At 57.7% G+C, this 18142-nt stretch carries 12 protein-coding genes; 6 read left to right on the plus strand and 6 right to left on the minus strand.

Annotated elements, in window-relative coordinates:
• The first annotated feature begins 26 nt into the window (after positions 1-26).
• Both msrA and ACYVAC_RS07280 read left to right on the plus strand, forming a co-directional pair.
• Entirely contained in the window at positions 27-584 is a 558-nt protein-coding gene (gene msrA / locus ACYVAC_RS07275) for a peptide-methionine (S)-S-oxide reductase MsrA (RefSeq protein WP_461096937.1), read from the plus strand.
• Positions 585-885: 301 nt separating this feature from the next.
• Positions 886-1152, plus strand: a complete 267-nt coding sequence (locus ACYVAC_RS07280; RefSeq protein ID WP_461096938.1) for a hypothetical protein — start codon at positions 886-888, stop codon at positions 1150-1152.
• A gap of 36 nt (positions 1153-1188) precedes the next feature.
• Here the strand turns inward: ACYVAC_RS07280 and ACYVAC_RS07285 are convergent, their stop codons facing one another.
• Positions 1189-1719: a response regulator gene (locus ACYVAC_RS07285; protein ID WP_461096939.1), complete on the minus strand. Its 531-nt coding sequence runs from the start codon at positions 1717-1719 to the stop codon at positions 1189-1191.
• Between the two features lie 198 nt (positions 1720-1917).
• Between ACYVAC_RS07285 and ACYVAC_RS07290 the strand changes: the two genes are divergently transcribed.
• Positions 1918-2436 carry a hypothetical protein gene (locus tag ACYVAC_RS07290; RefSeq protein ID WP_461096940.1) on the plus strand — a complete coding sequence of 173 codons (519 nt, stop codon included), beginning with the start codon at positions 1918-1920 and terminating at the stop codon, positions 2434-2436.
• 93 nt (positions 2437-2529) lie between these two features.
• Here the strand turns inward: ACYVAC_RS07290 and ACYVAC_RS07295 are convergent, their stop codons facing one another.
• From ACYVAC_RS07295 to ACYVAC_RS07305, 3 genes are all read right to left on the minus strand, one after another.
• The gene (locus tag ACYVAC_RS07295; RefSeq protein ID WP_461097011.1) at positions 2530-4635 is read right to left on the minus strand and encodes a prolyl oligopeptidase family serine peptidase; all 2106 of its coding nucleotides are present in this window, start codon (positions 4633-4635) and stop codon (positions 2530-2532) included.
• An 83-nt stretch (positions 4636-4718) separates the two neighbouring features.
• A complete protein-coding gene (locus ACYVAC_RS07300) occupies positions 4719-5258 on the minus strand; it encodes a 3'-5' exonuclease (RefSeq protein WP_461096941.1) in 540 nt (179 codons plus the stop codon).
• Positions 5259-5370: 112 nt separating this feature from the next.
• Entirely contained in the window at positions 5371-6876 is a 1506-nt protein-coding gene (locus tag ACYVAC_RS07305; protein ID WP_461096942.1) for a S41 family peptidase, read from the minus strand.
• 525 nt (positions 6877-7401) lie between these two features.
• On the opposite strand from ACYVAC_RS07305, the gene ACYVAC_RS07310 reads away from it, so the two are divergent.
• From ACYVAC_RS07310 to ACYVAC_RS07320, 3 genes are all read left to right on the plus strand, one after another.
• Positions 7402-9918, plus strand: coding sequence for a nidogen-like domain-containing protein (locus tag ACYVAC_RS07310; protein WP_461096943.1), 2517 nt, complete (start codon positions 7402-7404; stop codon positions 9916-9918).
• A 117-nt stretch (positions 9919-10035) separates the two neighbouring features.
• The gene (prmA, locus tag ACYVAC_RS07315; RefSeq protein ID WP_461096944.1) at positions 10036-10863 is read left to right on the plus strand and encodes a 50S ribosomal protein L11 methyltransferase; all 828 of its coding nucleotides are present in this window, start codon (positions 10036-10038) and stop codon (positions 10861-10863) included.
• Between the two features lie 57 nt (positions 10864-10920).
• Positions 10921-15765 (plus strand): hypothetical protein, encoded by a 4845-nt coding sequence (locus ACYVAC_RS07320; protein WP_461096945.1) that lies wholly within the window; start codon positions 10921-10923, stop codon positions 15763-15765.
• A 153-nt stretch (positions 15766-15918) separates the two neighbouring features.
• On the opposite strand, the gene ACYVAC_RS07325 is transcribed toward ACYVAC_RS07320, so the two are convergent.
• A complete protein-coding gene (locus tag ACYVAC_RS07325) occupies positions 15919-16833 on the minus strand; it encodes a PfkB family carbohydrate kinase (protein ID WP_461096946.1) in 915 nt (304 codons plus the stop codon).
• An 86-nt stretch (positions 16834-16919) separates the two neighbouring features.
• On the minus strand, positions 16920-18119 hold the full coding sequence (locus ACYVAC_RS07330; RefSeq protein WP_461096947.1) for a hypothetical protein: 1200 nt from the start codon (positions 18117-18119) through the stop codon (positions 16920-16922).
• Positions 18120-18142: the final 23 nt, after the last annotated feature.

The raw sequence follows: 18142 nt of genomic DNA on the forward strand, positions 1-18142 counted from the left end.
CGGCCAGACAAGCTTACAAACATTCGATGAACACAACCAGCAATACGGCGAAAGCCACATTCGGAACGGGCTGCTTCTGGTGTACGGAAGCCATGTTCAATACCCTCGACGGTGTTATTTCGGCGGTGTCGGGCTACGAAGGCGGCCAGACGGTCGACCCGACCTACAAAGAAGTATGCACCGGTACCACCGGCCACGCCGAATGCGTGGAGGTCACCTACGACCCAACCCGGATTTCGTATCAGGATTTGTTGCAGGCCTTTTTCCGCAGCCACGACCCAACCACGCTCAACCGGCAGGGTGCCGACGTCGGTACGCAGTACCGCTCGGTGATTTTCTACCATTCCGACGAGCAGAAGCAACTGGCCGAGACCGCCAAAGCCGAGCTCGATAAAGCCGGCGCTTACGCCGACCCGATCGTCACTGAAATCAGCCCGGCCGAAACGTTCTACCGGGCCGAAGATTACCACCAGGATTACTTTCTGAAAAACCCGAACCAGGGTTATTGTGCGTTTGTAGTTGCCCCCAAGCTCGACAAGTTTCGGAAAGTGTTCAAAGAGAAACTCAAACCTCAGGCGGTTTAGTCAACGGTTCTGGACAAAAAAAAGGCTACCGAACAGTAGCCTTTTTTTTGTCCAGAAAATAGAAATATATCTTTCCCATAGAATTAGTATAGATCATAGGCTATTATTTTCATATTTTCGTGGCAATACATGGTTGCGCAGTAGAGACTGGCATTTGATTTGCGGCCTTACCCACCATTCATCATCCAAAGTAGCTCTTTCGCATACGTTTCCCTGACCCTTTACATACAATTTAGTCCGCTACGCATGGCTGTCGTTTACATTTACCGACAACATTGCACGGACTCTATTTTTCATACTGATGACCCAGCTGTTACCTACCGCCGACGCGCGGAACTGGCAGACACTCCTTCAGATTGTCCGGATTTTGCCACAGGACAATCAAGCCGACGTGGTATCCTTCACCAATTCGGCCGACGCCATCCGCTATATCGAGCAAAACGACTCGTCGGAGTGTCAGCTGCGGCTGCTCACCAAGGATGCGCTGCAGTTCTGGATAGTACCGGCCACCTCAGTCGACAAACTGATTGCCACGGGTTTTTACACCGTACAAACAACAAAATACTGATTTTCAGTAAAGTTTTGAATAGGCTTTTCGTTTTTATCAGTTTGCGAAACTTAACATCCGGGCGGCATTGACCATATTCCGGTAATTGCCGGGTTTGCGGATCAGGCCGTTGCAGCCGAGCTCGAAGCAGCGCCGTTCGGCCTTCTCTTGGCTCGAATTTACCAGCATCAGTACCGGGATATGCCGAAAGTTATTGTCTTTTTTAAGCAGCTGCAGCGTTTCGTACCCATTCAGGATTGGATTGTTGGTAGCCATCAGAATCAGATCGGGCAACCGTCCGTCCAGGCAATGCGTCAGCCGGATCAGTAAGTCAGCCCCATTATCGAGATGGCAGAAAACGGGATCGGTATAGCTGTCTACCAGATCGCGCTGAGCATAGTCGGATAACGTTCCACCGTGATCAACGACATAAACCAGCGGTGCATTTACAGTAATCATGTTGGATGAATGGGTCAAATGTTTGTCCGAGACCACTTTAACAACAATTGCACCAACTTCACATTTTGGACCGGGCCTAGGCTCATTTTTCGATTCGATTCGTCGTTGCCCCGGCGGCTTTGTCTGCATTGGTGCCGACGCCGATGCCCTGGCAGAATGCCCTGCTCCGGTTGCCCCACCACTGACCAATCTTGTTTCTGGCAGGCCCCTGCCCGACGGGACGGCCGCGCAGGATGCTACCGATAAATAAGACCTATGTATGTAAAGTTGACGCCTTTCCGCTGGGGTGCTTACCTTGCCATCAGTTTCACGTCAATTTCACTACTTATGAAAAAATTTCATTACGCTTTTCTGCTACTGGTGGCCCTGTTGATGGGCACGCAATCATTCGCTCAGATGAAGATCGACAAGAGTAGCAAGTTTCTGAATGCTGGTATTGGTGTAGGCGGTTACGGCTACTTTTCGGGTAGTGGTATAGCGCTCAACGCTTCATACGATCAAGGCGTCTACGAAAACATTACGGCAGGTGTACTGGGCGGATTTCGTAGCTATGGCAGTGGCGTTTCATCGTTCGATGTTGGTGTTCGTGGATCATATCACTTCAACGAACTGCTGAATATCTCGCAGGATAACCTCGATGTTTACGCCGGTATCGGCGTGTCCTTTTACCGGTTGTCTTACGGTAGTACGTATCTGCGCTCAGTCGGGATCTCAGATTCATACACAACAGCTTACGTACCCATTCACGTAGGTGCCCGTTATTTCTTCAGTAACAATGTTGGCGCTTTTGGTGAACTAGGCTCCAGCCTAGCAACCCTTAAACTAGGCGTGACATTCAAGTTCTAATAGAGCTCCGATACCTGTCAACGAGAAAGCCCCGTCCACTTATTGGACGGGGCTTTCTCGTTGACAGAGAGCTGGATACATGCACCAGGCTCACTACCGCAGCGTTTTGATACCCATATTCCAGAGTATAAAGGCGTAGGTCTCAGCCGAATCTTCGATGTTTTTGCGGGTATTGCTGGCCCCGTGGCCCGAGTTGGTTTCTATCCGAATCAGCACGGGGTTGCTGCCTTTATAAACCTCCTGCAGCCTGGCGGCATACTTAAACGAGTGAGCCGGCACAACCCGATCGTCGTGGTCGGCGGTCGAGATCAGCGTAGCCGGATAGGCTACGCCCGGCTTCAGGTTGTGCAGGGGCGAATAAGCATACAGCGCCTTGAACTCATCGGGGTTGTCGCTGCTGCCATAGTCGGCAATCCAGTTCCAGCCGATGGTGAAGCGGTGGAAACGCAGCATGTCCATGACACCGACCTGCGGAATGGCCACCCGAAACAGGTCGGGGCGCTGGTTCATCACGGCACCCACCAGCAGCCCTCCATTGGAGCCCCCCATTATGGCCAGCCGTGCAGGACTCGTGTATTTCTCCCGAATCAGGTATTCGGCAGCCGCAATGAAATCGTCGAATACGTTCTGCTTTTTCAGCTTCATGCCCTGCTCGTGCCACGCGTCGCCGTACTCACTGCCCCCGCGCAGGTTGGCCTGCACGTAGATTCCCCCCTGCTCGAGAAACGGAATCCGGAGCGGGTTGAAACCCGGGGGCAGGCTCACGTTGAAGCCCCCGTAGCCGTAGAGCAGCGTAGGATTGGTGCCATCGAGTTTGAGGCCCTTGCGGTGGGTCAGAAACATGGGCACCTTCGTGCCGTCTTTGCTCGTGAAAAATACCTGCCGGGTTTCGTATTCGGCGGGGTTGAACCGCACCTCGGGCGCCCGAAACACCGTGCTTTTGTTCGTAGCAATATCGTAGCGGTAGATCGTCGGCGGGCTGGTAAACGAGGTGTAGGAGTAAAACACGAAGGTATCCGAGGCTTCGCCATTGAAGCCGCCAACTGAGCCCAGACCCGGCAGCGCGACGGTATGCTCATGGACACCGGCGTAGCTGAACACCTCTACCTGCGACACCACGTCTTTGGTGTATTCGATAAACAGCCTGCGCCCACCCGTGCTGACACCGCCTTCGGCAATAGGTTCCCGGCGCTCGGGTACCAGCGTCTTGACGGCACTGGTTCGCGTATCGAAGCGCACCACCCGATTGTTGGGGGCCTCGGCATTGGTCAGCAGCAGCAGCGCGTCGCCGTCGTTATCGATCAAACTGTACTTGTCGTTCGTAATTGTCGATACCACCGGCCGGAAGGTTTTGTCGCCTGCCTGCGCGTCCAGAAAAAAAAGTGCGTTGCCGTCTTTCCCCTGGCCCCGATCACTCACGGTCAGCAGGGCAAATCGCTCGTCGTCGGTGGTCGACAGGGTGTGAAACCGCTGCTTGTTGGCGGCATCTTCGTACACCAGCCGGTCGGCCGACTGGGGGGTGTTGAGCGTGTGGTAAAAAACCTGGTGGTTTTCGTTTTTGGCCGCCAGCGCACTGCCCGATGGCTTGGGGTACCGACTATAGTAGAAGCCATTACCCTGCCAGGCCGCCCCCGACACCTTGACCCATTCGATGGTTTCGGTCAGGTACTGCCGGGTGGTCAGATCCAGGATACGATACTGCAGCCAGTCGGAACCGCCTTTCGACAGCCCAACTACGGCATGCTGCCCACTGCGCGACAGGGCAAACACGGCCAGTTTGGTGGTCCCATCGGGCGAGAGCTGGTTGGGGTCGATAACGACTTCCGGTTTGCCCGCCAGGCCCTCCTGCCGGTACAGCACCGACTGATTTTGCAGACCATCGTTCTTGTAGAAATAGTACCACCTGGCCTGGTCGCCCGTGCCCTGATGAAACGGAGCCGAGTACTTGGGGTAGTTGTAAATGGCCTCCATCCGCTCCTGCAACTGTTTGCGGTACGGAATCTGGGCCATGTAGCTATCGGTTACGTTGTTTTCGGCGGCTACCCAGGCCGCTGTTTCGGCCGAGCGATCATCTTCGAGCCAGCGGTAAGGGTCGGCGACTACCGTGCCGTGGTAGGTGTCGGTCTGCGTGGTTTTGCGGGCAGCCGGGTAGCGAAGGGGGGCGTTGGCCTGAGCCGCGGCCGACTGAGAATCGAGCATGAGTGCAATGCCAAAAAGCGTAAGGGTACAGATGCGCATGGGAGCCAGCAGTACAGGGTGTAAGGATCAGAAAGGCAGAGAAATCAGTCGCGGGTGGCCGCCAGGTCGGGGCGCGGAATCAGGCCGTTGGCATCGCTGCGCAGTAACAGCTCGAACAGTCGAACCGTAGCGGCAGCATCGCCCTGTGCCCGGTGCCTCCCGTTGAGCGGAATCGACAGCGACTGACACAGCTTGCCCAGACTGTATGACGGATAACCGGGCAGCAGTTTGCGGCTGGTGCGCACGGTACAGAGGGTCCGGCGCAGAAAATCGTAGCCAAGCCAGTTAAGTTCTTTCTGAATAAAGCCGAAATCGAAGCTTACGTTGTGGGCCACAAAAACGGCCCCTTCGGTAATCCGGAGCACCTCCTGCGCTACATCGGCAAACAGGGGCGCATCGGCCACCATCTCATCCGAAATGCCGGTCAGGTGCCGGATGAAGGGCGGAATGGGACATTCCGGATTCAGCAAGGTGTGAAATGAATCGACAACCTGCTGGCCGTCGTGGCGAAAGATTGCTATTTCAGTAAGCCGGGAGGGGCCTTTGATACCCCCGGTTGTTTCAACGTCGACGATACAATACACAAAAAACCGGTTTTACGGAAACGCTCGTTTAGGGCTGCTCTGTGCGTGGGCTACACCCGGGGGCGCAACCGCGAACCGGTCCATCCGGCTACCACCCAACCAAGATACGCGATCAGCGCGACGCCTGCAACGGACGAGCCCGCATCGGCTGCCGGGCCACCACGCCCTGCCGGATCAGCTGCAGGGTGTAGTCGAGTACGTAATCCCGATTGGTAAGCAGGTCACTATACGAACGCGTAACGGTAAAGTCAGGTTCAACCGTGAATCCATTGCCGCGGTTGGGGTCGACGGCATGGGTAAGCTTTTTAAGCGGAATCCGGACCTGAAGCCGCGAGTTGGGGAGCACTACGGTTTTGAAATGACCAGCAAAATCGCCCCAGTAGGCACTGCCACTGGCTTCGCCGATGAAGGTGCCCATGCCGGCGTCGAGCGTTTTGGCCAGCACCGACGTAGTGGCCGAAAACGACGCGCCGTTCATCAGAAAATACAGATTGCCGCGGAAGGCCAGGTGCCGGCGGGGCCGGAAGCGCCACCGCCCGGCCCGGCTCGCAAAGCCGCCCCCCGTGGTTCGGCGGTACTGCCGGCTGAAGTTGAGCGCCGACAACGGATTCCAGCGCGCTACCAGTTCGGTGCGGGCGGCTGGTTTCATTTCTTCCTGCTCGAATACCGAGAACCGGCCGGGCATCCAGTAGCGCAGCAGGCGGGCCGAGTTGACAACCGTACCGCCCCCGTTGCCCTGCACATCCACGATCAGATTCTGAACCCCGGCATCGTGCAGCGTCCGAAACGCCCGCTTGAGCCGGCGGTTAAAGCCCCACTGCAGCAGCCCCTTCCGCCCCGGATCGGCAAAGGAGGCCACCCGCAGTACAGCCGTTCGGGTCAGCGTGTCAACAACCCGTACTGAGAGGTTGGGCCGGCGGTCGATCTCGGCCCCGTAGCGCTGCTGCATGGTCTGCCGAAAGTCGGACAGCAGCAGACAGGCCACCGTGGCTGTGCGGGTAATCGAATCGGCAGGGGTCCGGTAGGTAATCCGAATCGAATCGGTCGACCCATACCAGGCGGCATAGTAGTCGGCAAACTGCACCAGACTCCACTGCCGGCGCCCCGTCAGGTTGTCGCCGTCGGAGCCCGAATGGTCGGCATTCATCAGCTCGTGGTGCAGCCCGGCCACGGTACGGCCGTTGATGGTAAGCAGTTCTACCCCGCGCTGGAGGCTGCTATCGGCCGATACGTTATGACTGATAAAATACTGATCGCCCACCGGCCGAATGTAGAACGGAATAAAGCGGGTGTTTTTGCCCATGTAATTCCGGCGGTGGCTCAGGCTGGTGTGCCCGTCTTTCAGAGCCGTTATGAGCGGACTGACGTGGTGGTAAAACTGCTCGTACGGCATGGGCGCGGTCAGCCGGTTATAGAGCGAGTCGTAGAGCTGCTCCATGCGGGGGCGGGGTGTGTAGTAGCCCATACCCGGGTGGAGCAGGTCGAGTTTGCGCTTCAGAAAGCGGAGGTCGGCCCGGGTTTGGTCGGGAGACAGCGCCGGCGACTGCGCCCGCAGCGACATGCTCACCAGACCCATCCATACCAACAACATCAGGCGCACAGCAGAGGAAGTATTCATCGGCAATCAACACGGCAAGCCAGCCAGACCCTGACGGCAGGTTTGTGAAGATAACGGCAGCAACTCAAACAAATGCATTTTGTTTAAAAACCTTATTAAAATCTCATCATCCCATCAACAAGCCAAAGAAAAGAAGGCCAGGCAGGCACCTAACACCTCACCCAGGACAGTGACCATACCGCTGCCAACGACCCGAAAACGTACCAACCCGCCACACGTTACGCCGGCTGCCAACACGCCAAAAAAAGCCAGTTTATCATATAAATCACTGATAAGCAGATACATATAAACTAATTATCACATACACCGATCAATAAAGATAAAGCTACATTTTACCTGGCGTCAGGCTGCTCCTACCCGGTAAGGCTGTAGGTTTGAGCGTTTCCCAATTATCCACACCAACTCAATTATCACATGAAAAAAGTACTATTTGACAGATCGACAGACGGCCTGAAAGCGGCCTTACAGAAGCTGTCCCGGAGGCTTGTCATGCCGGCCTTGTGGCTAATAGCCCTGGCTACGGGTATGGCGCAAACGCCCGCCAACTGGAACCCGTCTGACAATGACCCCGGCTATGACGCCCGCAAGCAGCAAGCCCAAACCACAGCAGGCAGTCCGGTGGCGCCCCGCTCGCAGGCACGGGTGGCGCTGCCCGCTTGCTTCGAGCCCTACGATACCACGGCGGGAGGAGGCTGGACCCGGCTGCCCCGGCAGGATGACAACTCGATTGGGCCCATTGCACTAGGCTGGGATTTTTCGCTTTTCGGCTCGGTCTACAACAGCGTTTACATCAATACCAACGGGAATATCACCTTCTCGGCCCCGCTCAGTCAGTACACGGCCACGGGTTTTCCTATCTCAACCCCGATGGTCGCCCCTTTCTGGTCTGATGTCGACACGCGTAACCCCAGCAGTGGCAGTGTGTGGTACAAAGTGTATCCGGACCGCCTGGTGGTTACCTGGAGTTTTGTCGGTTACTACCCCAGTCAGGCCGACAAGAAAAATACGTTTCAGCTGGTTATCAAAGCCAACACCGATCCGGGTTTTTCGGGCAACGACGTGTTTTTCTCGTATGGCGATATGCAATGGACTACGGGTAGTGCATCGGGCGGATCGGGTGGTTTCGGCGGAGCCCCGGCCACTGTTGGCATTAACCGCGGCAACGGAATCGACTATATTCAGACGGGCCGTTTCAACATCAATGGCAACCAGCCCCCCAACGTCCCTTCGCTTGGATCGCCGGGGGGCATCGACTGGCTCGACGGGCAGTGCTTTGCTTACCGGCTGTCGGGTTCGGCCGGAAACCTCGCCCCGACCCTCTCCGGCTTACCGGCCAACAACGCGCTCAGCCTGAATCAGGGCCAAACAGCAACCCTGCCGTTGCAGGCGACTGGGCCCGAAACCAATCAAAACGTACATGTGTCGGTCGATCTGGGTGCGCTCTGCAATTCGTCGTTTATCATCAACGGCAACGACACCCCCAATCCAACCATCACCGTTGCCACAACCGGCAGCCCCTGCAATGTGGGCACCTCGCCCATTGTGTTTACCCTGACCGACAATGGGACACCGGCCGCCACGCAAACCTATACCCTGTCGGTAACGGTGAACCCACCGCCACCGACCAACCAGGCCCCGGTATTCAACGGGCCGCTACCCAACCAGACTGGCACAACGGGAGTCTCCTTAAGCTACTCGCTCCCGCCAGGCACCTTTACCGATGCCAACGGCGACGCGCTGACCTACTCGGCCAGTGGGCTCCCACCGGGCCTGACGTTCGATGGAGCCACCTTCGGCGGTATACCAACGGCCAGCGGTAGTTTCAACGTCACAATCACGGCTACTGATCCCGGCCAGCTGAGCACCACCGGCACGCTGCTTTTCGTGATCGGCACTACCCCACCCGCCAACCAGCCCCCGGCCTTCAACGGGCCGCTACCCACCCAAAATGGTACAACGGGTATTTCCTTCAGCTACACGTTGCCCCCCGGTGCCTTTACCGATCCGAACGGGGATATGCTTACGTATGCAGCAACCGACCTCCCCCCCGGCCTGACGTTCAGCGGCACTACCCTTAGTGGGCTGCCCACCACGCCGGGCACCTACAACGTATTGCTGACCGCTACCGATCCGGGTACACTGGTCGCCAATGGGTCAATCACAATCATCATTAGCAGCACGCCCCCCACGCCCGGCGGCTTTGGCTTTGCCAGTATTGAAACGGTCAGTTGTCAGGTATTCTCCAACTCCGAACGGCAGCTTACGCTCCTACCCAAATACACCGGCCTGAACGGCCAGCCGATTTCGTTTTCGATTGTGAACGAGATGCTGCCCACTACCCAGGCCGGCCCCTACACCCTGCGCCTGTATACCGACAACCCGGTTATTACCCTCAGCGCTACCCAGACGGGCTCGCCTGGCCCCATCACGTTTGCCTTCAACTGGCTGGCTACCTGTGGTGGTCCGGTACTACCGCCCACGCCTGTACCCGGCTCGTTTACCATCACCAGCGTCAACACGATTGCCTGCGCATCTGTCACTGCTTCCGAACGGATGCTCACGTTCACGCCCGTTTATACCGGCCTGACCGGGCAACCCGTAACGTTCTCGGTGGTCAACGAGCTTTCGCCAACAACGGCTCCCGGCCCCTACACTCTCCGGGTGTACACCGACAATCCGACCATTACATTGAAAGCGGCACAGGCCGGCACACCGGGCGACGTTACGTTCAGCTACAACTGGCTGAGTTTGTGCAACAGCAACAGCCGGCTGAGCGCCGAGGCAACGTCCCGCCTGGCCGCATCGGTCTATCCTAATCCGGTTGGCAGCGAGCTGGTGGTGCAGATACAAGGCGCCCGGGGCCAGGCTGTACGACTGCGGCTCACCAACCTGGCCGGCCAGCCCGTTGGCGAACGTATGGTAACGGTTGATCAGAACGATCAGCGCGAAACGCTGCCCATGGGCCAGCAGCCACCGGGCCTCTACCTGCTGCGGGTAAGTACCGCCACCCAAACCGTTAGCCTGAAGGTGATCAAGCAGTAGCCACTGGTGTCGCCCGCCCGCAATCGGGGGTGGGCGCCCCGGTTACAGCCGCAGAAACAACCCGCCAATCTGATCCTGAACGGATCGGGTCGGCGGGCTTTTTCGTTACTTTGATCCATGAACTATGTAGAAGTGCAACTAACGGTTTCGCCCGACTTTGCCGACATCCTGACGGCCGAGCTGGCCGAGCTCGCGTATGAATCCTTCGTTGAGACCGACGAAGGGCTGAACGCCTACGTTACCGAAGCCCAGTTTGATGCCGACGCGCTGGCCGAACTGGTGGCTAAATACCAGCCAATGACCGCAATAGCCTATCAGGTCAGTTCGTTAGAAAAACGGAACTGGAACGCCGAATGGGAGCGCGATTACGAACCCATCGAAGTGGCCGGTACGGTGCGGGTGCGGGCGTCGTTTCATGCGGTCGACCCAACGTTTCGCTACGATCTGGTCATCAATCCCAAGATGTCGTTTGGAACGGGCCACCACGAAACCACGGCCATGATGATGGAGCAGCAGCTGGCGCTCGATTTTACGGGCAAATCCGTACTCGACGTGGGCAGCGGCACCGGCATTCTGGCCATTCTGGCGGCCCGCATGGGGGCATCGGCCGCGCTGGCTTTCGACATTGAAGAATGGGCCGTGGAGAACGCCCGCGAAAACGCCGGCCTGAACGATTGCCCGCAGGTGACGGTCTTTCTGGGCACCATTGCCGATGTCGACCCCGCCAGTCGCTACGACGTGGTGCTGGCCAATATTAACCGCAACGTACTGCTGGCCGAAATACCGACCTACGTATCGCTGCTTCGACCCGGTGGTACGCTGCTGGTGAGCGGGTTCTACGAGCATGATGCGCCCGATATCCGGCAGAAAGCCGTCGACGCGGGTCTGATGCCGGGCACCGCCCTCAGCCTGCGCGACTGGAGTTCACTGGCCTTTACCCGGTAGGTACCGCCTGGTTCCGACACGCTTGTTTTTCAAAGCATACCGCTTTTTCCCCGCTCTATGAGACGCGCTTTATCGCTCTGTTTTTTTCTGACGTTGGCGCTGTCTGGCTTCGGCCAGGCGGTTCGGCTTTCCGATAAGCCCGAGCAGTTCGTGGCCGATGTACAGAAGCTGATGGCCACGGGTGGCCCCGCCGGTGTCAGGGCCGGCACCAACCTCCAGTCGCTCTGGTCCGAGAACCGCCTGTCGGCCGCCCAGCAGGAGCGGGTGATGGCCCTGAGCCGGAAGATGAACCAGAAGCGCCTGCCCGCTGCCTCGCACTTCGTACCGTTTTTCGAAGCGCTCTACCACGGTATCAATACCCAGTCGATGCCCGCGGCCAGTATCGACGGGCTGCTGACGGTGCAGGAAAAGCTTTTTGAAACCACCGACACCCGCACGCTCGGCCAGAGCCTGCAAACGATCCGGCGCTTTCTGGAACGGCGTGAACTCTACGCCAGCAACTACAATAAACTCTATGCCCAGGGAGGCTCGTTTGCCTTTCGCTTTGCCGACGCGGCCCCCTCGCCGACTGCCAGCCTGACCGCTGTGCAAACACCGGCCGACTCGGCCGCTGCCGCCAAAGCAGCCGCCGAACGGTCACGCTTCGATGGCTGGGATGAGCCGGCCCCGGGCGACTCGGGCGCTGTTCGAACGCTGGGCGTGCAGTTTGTTCCGCAGCGTCGGGCCTTACCGGGCGTATCGGGCGCCTTGCTGACCCTAACCGGCACTACGCTGGCCCTGGTTGCTAATGGCGACTCAGCACTGCTGGCCAATACCTCGGCTGAGGTGATGCTCACCAACGGCACCCTCCTCGGCAAAGGCGGCACGTTTACGTGGGAAACAGCAGGACGCCCCGACATTTTTGTGACCCTGAGCGAGTATGCCTTTAACACGGCCAATCCACGCCTGCAGGCCGACGATGTAACGCTGACCTACGACGGCATGAAACCCGTGAAGGGCGTTTTCGAGTACGTCAGCCGCCGGAAAGGGGGCGGGCAGTATCCCCGCTTCATGTCGTGGCAGAACGACGCCCGGATACCAAACCTTGGCCCCGACGTCGACTACCGGGGTGGCCTGGCACTGGCCGGCACCCAGCTGGTGGGCTCATCGGCCAGTGGCAACCCGGCCGTGCTGATCGTAAAAGCCAATGGCAAGCCGGCCTTCAAGGCCAGCAGCCGCCGGTTCGACTTCCGCGACTCGACCATCACGGCCGGGTCGGCCGCGTTTGTCGGCTACGTAGCCACCGACTCCATCACGCACCCCGCCACACAGTTCCGGTTCGACAAGGCGCAACGCGTGGCCTGGCTCAACCGCGAAACCCGCACGAGTTATGCCCGTGTCCCCTACGCCGACTCGTACCACATGTTTTTTATTCTGCCCGAAGTGATGCGCTGGGATGTGGGCCGGCAGAAAGTCGATTTCTACCAGGTAGGTGCCAAACGCGAAGTACCGGTGCAGTTTGAGTCGTTCGATTACTTCCAGCCCCAGCGCTATGCCGACCTGACCGTCGACTACGGGTTTCACCCGCTGCAGATCGTTGCCAATTACGTGGCCACCAAAAAGGTACAGCAGTTTTTACCCGAGGATGTGATTGCCTCGGTAAAAGTAAACCCGATGGCGCTGCGGGGGTCGCTCAACCGCATGGTGCTCGAAGGTTATCTGGATCAGAACCCGGCCACGGGGCTCATGCGCCTGAGCCGCAAGGGCGTGCTTTACGTGCTGGCCTACGCCCAGAAACACGACTACGACAATTTTCGGGTCCAGTCGTTTTTCCCTTCCAACGATAGCCTCAAAAACGCTACCATCGATCTGACCGATAAGATTCTGACCATCCGGGGCGTCAGCCAGTTCACACTGTCTGATTCACTGAAAGTATTCGGCTTTCCGTCCGACAAGACCCTGCGCGTGGGCAAAGGCCGGTCGTTCATGCTCAACGGACAGGTAAAAGCCGGTACGCTGCGCTACGCCGGCCGCGACCTGAAGTTCGACTACGACAAGTTTGCCATCAACCTCAACAAGATCGACTCCATCACCTTCTCGTCGCAGAAACTGGCGGCTCAGGGCAAGACGGGCGAAGTGGGTGGCGATATCAAGTACGACAAGGCCGGTACCGTATACCTGGCCAGTGCCGATAACAAGTCGGGGCTGGTGAAAGGTAAGAAAACCACCCAGCGGCTGGTGATGCCCGAGGGTATGACCGTTTATTTCAACCAGCCGGTACGGGGCGACCTGATCTACAACCAGAAGGTGTATTTCAAGATCCCGGCCATCGACAACGACAGCCTGGGCAAGGGCGACATCTCGTTTATGGGTACGTTTTATTCCGATGGGCTGTTTCCGCCCTTTAAGGCCGAGCTGAAAACCATGCCCGACAATACGCTGGGATTTGTGCATAAGGCGCCCCCGGGTGGTTATCCGCTCTACGGCAGCAAAACGTCGAACGTAAAACTCACGAGCGATCTGGTCATGGATAAGAACGGACTGCGGGCCGAGGGGATGCTGAACCACCTCACGGCAAGCCTTACCGCCCAGTCGATCCTCTTCATGCCCGACTCGCTGGTAGCCACCGGCGCCAAAGGTGAGATTCGCGAGGGTCTGGTGGCGGGCAAACCGGGTACGGCACAAGCTTATTTTCCGCAGGTGCAGCTCAACAACTACGCCCTCAAGTGGTGGCCAAAGGCCGACAGCATGGTTATCACCACCCAGAAAAACAATTTCAGCTTCTACAACGCAACCACCAACCTGGAGGGTGGGCTGGTGTTGCGCTCGAAAGGCCTCTTTGGCAACGGTACCCTCCGCCGGAAAGACTCCGAAGCGATTTCGAACAGCATCAAATTCAACAAGGAGGGTTTTCTGGCCGACAACGCCCAGTTCAAGATCCTGTCGGATAAGGAAGGCAACAAACCCATTTTGCTGGGCGATGCCATCGATGTCGATTTCAACCAGGTGAAAGGCATGGTCGGACTGGCCATCAACCGGCAGCAGAATCTGGCCGATACGGTTCAGTCGAGTATGGCGTTTCCGTTCGCAGCCTACAAAACAAGCATCAACCGGGCGCAATGGAACATCAACGCCAAAACCATCGCCATGAAGGGCGATGTCAAAACATCGACGTTTACGGCCACCGCCGACGAGCAGGAAAACCTGACCTTCAACGGATCGGCAGCCCTGTACGATGTGGAGAAAATGATGCTCAACATCAGCGGGGTGCCCTACGTGACGGCAGCCGATGCGCGTATCTACCCCGACAAAGGCGTGGTTACGATCCGGCGGAACGGCGAGATGCTGGCCCTGAAAAATGCCCGGCTCGAACTCGATACCGTTAGTCTGTTTCACCGGCTCAAGAATGGCAACATCCAGGTGCAGTCGCGCACGCGCTTCTCGGGCGATGCCACCTACCAGTTTGCCACGGCCCGGGGCGACACGGCCAGTATCAAGATGGGTAGTTTCGAGCTGACCGAAGCGCCGGTGGCTGTGGCCAGTACCGACAACCGACGGCCCGGCCGAACGACCCGCCGGGCTGCCGGACCGCTCAAGACGTTTTACACCGTGGCCCGGGCCGAAGTCGACGAGGGCGACAACCTGCAGCTGGCCCCCAGTATCCTCTACAAAGGTGTGATTACGATGAAAGCCCCCGACAAGGATCTGGCCCTCGACGGGTATATCAAACCAGCCCTCAAGAAACGCCGGGACCTGATCAGCGGCTGGATTCCGTTCAGGGAAAAAGTGGCGGAGCGGCTGGCGATCCGGGTCGACAAAAACCTCAAAAACGAGGGCGATCAGCCGCTCGTGGCGGGTATCCACTTCCGGGGGGGCGGGGCCGGGCTCTACCCTACTTTCCTGTCGCCGAAGGAAGACACGAAAGACGAAGACCTCTTTACGGCCACGGGCATCATGCAGTACGACGAGAAGGACAAGCTATACCGGATTAGTTCGAAAGATACCGACCCGGGTGGCGTGGTGGCCGACAGCGCCAGCGACGAGGTCGAAAACGCCTTTACCTTCAACGACCCAAAAGGTCAGGTCACGTTTAAGGGACAGCTGAACCTGCTCAACGCAGCCCCGCAGACGTACCTGCTCTCGGCAGGTTCGGCCCGTATCAACATCGATAGTGCCCAGTACCGGTTCAACACCCTGCTGGCCTTTACATTCCCCATTCCGGAGGGCATCAACACGGCCATTGCGAGCAAGCTGGTCAGTGCCAACCAGGAGGAGAAAAACGACGAAGCCGCCGACGATGACCTGAACCGGCTGTCGGATAAGCTGCTGCCCCTCATTGGTCAGAAAGCCGTCGATGCGTACCGGACCAAAGCCCAGAATCAGCATGTGCCGCTGCATCAGGCATCGCCCCGTCTGCTGACCTCGCTGGTACTGGCCAACGCCAACCTGCGCTGGTCCGACAAGTTCAATGCCTTTTACAGCACCGGTAAACTGGGCGTGTCGAACATCATGGGCACCGACGTGAACGCGCAGATGGATGGCTTCGTCGAAATCCGGAAATCGGCCAATGGCGACGAAGCCAGTATTTACCTCGAGTCGTCGCCCGAGGTGTGGGTATTCTACGATTTCAAGCCGGGCAACGGGCCGGGGGCGCTGGCCCAGCTGGCCATCATCACCTCCGAACAGGAGATCAACGACCGGCTGCTGGCCGGATCGAAAAACAGTGCTAAAGCCACGCTGGAAGTCGTGCCGGCCACGATCGATGAGAAAACCCAGTTTGTCGATCACTACCTGGACCAGTACAAAACGAAGGTCAAACCAGCGCCGAAGCCGAAACCCAAGCCCGGCGAAAAAGTGGTGAAGGAAGCGCCGAAGGAAAAGGAGAAGAAGAAAGACAAGGAAGCCGAAAAAGAAGGCTTTTAAGCCAGCGCCTGACCGATCACGGTGTCGGCACCAGGTGATACCAAACGAGGCAGGCCGGGACTATCTGAGTTCCGGCCTGCCTCGTTTTTTAAGGCGAATGTCGCTCGCTGGGTTATGCGTTTGGGCAAAACAGCAGCTACGTATCGGCGATGCCTACAGCCCGAACGATGACAGGTTCACAAACTGATCGACCCGGCTCTGAATCTCGGCGTCGGTGAGGTTCATGATGCGCTCGGCGCCGAACTTCTCTACGCAGAACGACGCCATGGCCGACCCGTAGATAATGGCCCGCTTCATATTGTCGAACGAGGTATCGTCGGTTTTGGCGAGGTGCCCGATAAAGCCACCCGCGAAGGTATCACCGGCACCGGTGGGGTCGAACACTTCTTCGAGCGGCAGCGCCGGCGCAAAAAACACCTGATCGCCCTGAAACAGCAGCGCACCGTGTTCGCCTTTTTTGATGATAACCGTCTGTGGTCCCATGGTCCGGATTTTGGCAGCCGCTTTCACCAGCGAACTCTCGCGCGACAGCTGCCGGGCTTCCTCGTCATTCACCACCAGCACATCGACCAGCTTGAGCAGGTTGACCAGATCGGTATGGGCAATCTCGATCCAGAGGTTCATGGTATCGAGTACGATCAGCCTGGGCCGGTTGTGCAGCCGCTCGATCACCTTCTGCTGGATGGCCGGGGCGGTATTGCCGAGCATCAGATACTGACAATCCTGGTACGCATCCGGAATAATCGGATCGAAGTGCTCCATTACGTTGAGTTGCACCTCCACCGTATCGCGGGTATTCATGTCGTCATGATACTTACCCGACCAGAAAAACGTTTTTTCGCCCTGGCGAATCTCCAGCCCATCGGTATTGACGCCGTGGCGGTTGAGATCATCGATCATGCTCTGCGGAAAATCGTCGCCCACGACCGCCACGAGATTATTGGGGCGGGTGAAATACGACGCCGACAGGGTGATGTAGGTGGCAGCCCCGCCGATAATTTTATCCGTTTTGCCGAACGGGGTTTCGAGCGCATCGAACGCTACAGATCCAATAGTTAGCAGACTCATGGTTATTCGTTTGTGGTTTGTCGTTCGTCTTCTGTGGTTTCCGGGTGCAGTTAACTACGAACTACCGACCATAAACCACAAACCGATCACTGTTTTTTGCGCCCGATGGGTGGGCACCGTTTGAAGGGTTTGGTTCGGTCGAAGAGGTAGCGATAGGTAATGTGGGTTTTCACGATCGTCGACCCCAGCTGACTGACGAACCGCACCATAATCGGATTGAAATCGCCGACCCAGTTCATTTCCAGTTCATCGTACTGAAAACCGGGGTTGTTGGCGGCTTCGTGGGGCATGCGCAGGGCAATGGCGGCTTCGAGGCCTTTTCCCTGATGGGCCGGCGCCACGCCAAACACAACCCCAAACGCTTTGTGGTTGGTCTTGCGGATCATGTGCCACAAGAACTTGATTTTGCCAATCAGGTCGAGCTTGCCGTTGACGTGCTTAAACACCTGGTTCAGTTCGGGCAGGCAGACGAAAAAAGCGACCGGCTCATCGCCGTGGTAGGCGAAATAAATAATCTTCTCGTCGATTACTGGCTTCAGCTTCTGCATCAGCAGCTGCGCCTGTTCGGCCGACATCTCTTTCACGCCACTGTGGCCACCCCAGGCGGCATTGTAGATATGCCGAAACTGTTCGGCAGCCGCGGGCAGGTGCCGTTTGTCGATCGTCCGGAAACTGTACTCGGGATTTTCGTAGATGCGCTGCGCCCGGTCTTTGACCGCCTGCGACATATTGACGAGCTTATCCCAGGTAGTCGGAATCCCAAACGTGAACTGCCTGAAATAATCCTGAAACCCGTATGCTTCCAGAAAGCCAATGTAGTAGGGCTTGGTATAGGGCATGCAGTAGTTGGGTTCGCGGTCGAACCCATCGACCAGCAGGCCCCACCAGCGGTCGCGGTCGCCGAAGTTGACGGGGCCATCCATGGCCTCCATACCCCGCGCCTGCAACCAGGCTTTGGCCGTATCGAACAGCCGGAAAGCCGCGTCCCGATCGTCGATACACTCGAAAAAGCCCATTCCGCCGGTGGGTTGCTCATTGTCGAGGGTGGCAATGGCCCGGTCGACAAAAGCGGCAATCCGGCCAATGGTTTCCTGTTTGTCGTTGAGCAGCAGAAACCGGGTGCACTCGCCCTGCTCAAACCGCTTGTTACGGGTTGGGTCGAATACTTCTTCTACATCGGTATCGAGGGGTCTGATCCAGCACGGGTCCGTGCGGTAGAGCCGAACGGGCAACTGAAGAAATTCGTTCTGATACCGGGCATTGTTGCCCACCTCCACTACCTGCATAGATGACCCCAACGGGTGGTTCT

It is taken from the genome of Spirosoma luteolum (assembly GCF_054778875.1).

Excerpts from the sequence above, each read along its gene's own strand:
- ACYVAC_RS07290 (WP_461096940.1), top strand. The coding sequence starts at position 1,918 with ATGAAAAAATTTCATTACGCTTTTCTGCTACTGGTGGCCCTGTTGATG.
- ACYVAC_RS07320 (WP_461096945.1), top strand. The coding sequence starts at position 10,921 with ATGAGACGCGCTTTATCGCTCTGTTTTTTTCTGACGTTGGCGCTGTCT.
- ACYVAC_RS07310 (WP_461096943.1), top strand. The coding sequence starts at position 7,402 with ATGGCGCAAACGCCCGCCAACTGGAACCCGTCTGACAATGACCCCGGC.
- msrA (WP_461096937.1), top strand. The coding sequence starts at position 27 with ATGAACACAACCAGCAATACGGCGAAAGCCACATTCGGAACGGGCTGC.
- ACYVAC_RS07280 (WP_461096938.1), top strand. The coding sequence starts at position 886 with ATGACCCAGCTGTTACCTACCGCCGACGCGCGGAACTGGCAGACACTC.
- ACYVAC_RS07295 (WP_461097011.1), bottom strand. The coding sequence starts at position 4,635 with ATGCTCGATTCTCAGTCGGCCGCGGCTCAGGCCAACGCCCCCCTTCGC.
- ACYVAC_RS07330 (WP_461096947.1), bottom strand. The coding sequence starts at position 18,119 with ATGCAGGTAGTGGAGGTGGGCAACAATGCCCGGTATCAGAACGAATTT.
- prmA (WP_461096944.1), top strand. The coding sequence starts at position 10,036 with ATGAACTATGTAGAAGTGCAACTAACGGTTTCGCCCGACTTTGCCGAC.
- ACYVAC_RS07305 (WP_461096942.1), bottom strand. The coding sequence starts at position 6,876 with ATGAATACTTCCTCTGCTGTGCGCCTGATGTTGTTGGTATGGATGGGT.
- ACYVAC_RS07285 (WP_461096939.1), bottom strand. The coding sequence starts at position 1,719 with ATGCAGACAAAGCCGCCGGGGCAACGACGAATCGAATCGAAAAATGAG.
- ACYVAC_RS07325 (WP_461096946.1), bottom strand. The coding sequence starts at position 16,833 with ATGAGTCTGCTAACTATTGGATCTGTAGCGTTCGATGCGCTCGAAACC.